General features: G+C 53.2%; 1 tRNA gene and 1 rRNA gene (1 of these 2 running past the window's edge). Both read right to left on the minus strand.

Features of this window, described 5'->3' with window-relative positions:
* Positions 1-1,822: ribosomal RNA gene (locus QD409_RS24470) — 23S ribosomal RNA — on the minus strand (it extends 1,144 nt beyond the left edge of the window).
* Positions 1,823-2,353: 531 nt separating this feature from the next.
* Positions 2,354-2,429 (minus strand) — tRNA-Ala (locus tag QD409_RS24475).
* Positions 2,430-2,500 lie beyond the last annotated feature (71 nt).

Consider the following 2,500-nt stretch of genomic DNA (forward strand, 5'->3'; position numbering starts at 1 on the left):
GTACATAAGGGTCACGCTTCTTCCGAAGTTACGCGTGCAATTTGCCGAGTTCCTTCAACATAGTTCTCTCAAGCGCCTTGGTATACTCTACCTGACCACCTGTGTCGGTTTCGGGTACGGTCTATACGGTGGAGCTATTTCCTGGAACCGCGTCCCCGCCCACACAATCCAATAAGTGTGAACAAGTTAAGCAATCCGTCACTACCACCAGGCCCACGAATATTAACGTGGTTCCCATCGACTACGCGTGTCCGCCTCGTCTTAGGGGCCGGCTAACCCTGCTCAGATTAACTTTAAGCAGGAACCCTTGGTCTTTCGGCGAGAGGGTCTCTCACCCTCTTTATCGTTACTCATGTCAACATTCGCACTTCCGATACCTCCAGGRCCCCTCACAGGTAYCCCTTCACTGGCTTACGGAACGCTCCGCTACCACKTGCGATTRCTCGCAMATCCTCAGCTTCGGTGCATGGCTTCAGCCCCGTTACATTTTCGGCGCAAAGACCCTTGACTAGACCAGTGAGCTGTTACGCTTTCTTTAAATGATGGCTGCTTCTAAGCCAACATCCTGGTTGTTTTGGGATCCTCACATCCTTTCCCACTTAGCCATGACTTGGGGACCTTAGCTGGAGGTTAGGGTTGTTGCCCTTTTCACGACGGACGTTAGCACCCGCCGTGTGTCTGCCGAGTAGTACTTCCCGGTATTCGGAGTTTGGTTAGGATCAGTAAGACGGTGAGTCCCCATAGCCCATCCAGTGCTCTACCCCCGGGAGTATTCGCTCGACGCTCTACCTAAATAGATTTCGCGGAGAACCAGCTATTTCCGAGTTTGATTGGCCTTTCACCCCTAGCCACAAGTCATCCCAATCTATTGCAACAGATGCGGGTTCGGTCCTCCAGTTGGTGTTACCCAACCTTCAACCTGCTCATGGCTAGATCACTCGGTTTCGGGTCTAATGCAACAAACTATATCGCCCTATTCAGACTCGCTTTCGCTTCGCCTACACCTACCGGCTTAAGCTTGCTTGTTACACTAAGTCGTTGACCCATTATACAAAAGGTACGCCGTCACCCTTGCGGGCTCCGACTGTTTGTAGGTATCCAGTTTCAGGTTCTATTTCACTCCCCTTGTCGGGGTGCTTTTCACCTTTCCCTCACGGTACTGGTTCGCTATCGGTCATGCACGAGTACTTAGGCTTGGAGAGTGGTCTCCCCATGTTCAGACAGGATTTCACGTGTCCCGCCCTACTCTAGGACAATAAAGCTATCTACGCGTACGGGGCTGTCACCCTCTACGGCAAACCTTTCCAGGTTCTTCCACTTTAAACTTCATTGCCACTGGCCTGGTCCGCGTTCGCTCGCCACTACTTGCGGAGTCTCGGTTGATGTCCTTTCCTGCAGGTACTTAGATGTTTCAGTTCCCTGCGTTCGCTTCTTACACCCTATTTTATTCAGGTGAAGATACCTCATAACAATRCYTAGAAACCATTCGGGTTTCCCACTCACGCTTGTTCCGCCCKKCRGGCGGCGCTGCGTGGGCGCGTCGGACGACCGACGACARGCCTCYSGCCTGTGCTGCTGCCACACTCGAACCCGAGCAGGGCACCAACAAAGCGCAGAGCGCGTCGGCGATCGTTCGCCGTAACGTCGGACCAAARGTCCGACAACCAGAATGATTTTCTARGYATTTAAGGTGGGTTGCCCCATTCGGAGATCCATGGATCAAAGCTTATTCGCAGCTCCCCACGGCTTTTCGCAGCGTATCACGTCCTTCATCGCCTGTGCATGCCTAGGCATCCACTAAATACCCTTACGACACTTGATCGTTCTCATTGCCAATGCTCATCATCTAGTCGCCATCCCCTCGCGGAAACGAGCGACAGACCGGGTTACCTTTTACAACCCAGCCTACTCAACAATGCCATCGACGTGTTCGATAGATCTGCTTTTACGCAAAAGCCATAAAGCTTTCGCGAGATATTGGAGCTACGCCGAGCAGCTCGCTTGCAGTCTATCTTAAGACCAGCTTCTCGAGATTGGATCCGATACCGCGCGGTCAGGCAACGGTAATCCGGTCGTCCATCAGAGGTATCCATAAGGACACCAACAATGACGACCCAGAGCGACAAGCTTCCTTCCTACCTCCGTCCCCTCCTTCGTTTCCAGCCGGCTAGGCCATCCACGATATCAGCAGGTCCGGGCTCGGACGTTTCGGGCAAAACCCAAAACACCTGGAAGCCTCCAGATCAATCTTCTCTTCACAATGTATGCAGAACACGCGATCAGCCCTAAGGCCGACGCAAAACCTTTTTTTCTTCAGAAGACAACATGCCGTCAGTCTCGACACCAATCGATTTGGTGGAGCTGAGCGGGATCGAACCGCTGACCCCCTGCTTGCAAAGCAGGTGCTCTCCCAGCTGAGCTACAGCCCCATCAGCTCGATCGCCCCGGTCCTACAACCAGGGTTCGGCAACTTCCGCGTCACCGTCCATTCCCAACCCAC

Source organism: Rhizobium sp. BR 315, assembly GCF_050577975.1.
GTDB classification, from domain to species: domain Bacteria; phylum Pseudomonadota; class Alphaproteobacteria; order Rhizobiales; family Rhizobiaceae; genus Rhizobium; species Rhizobium miluonense.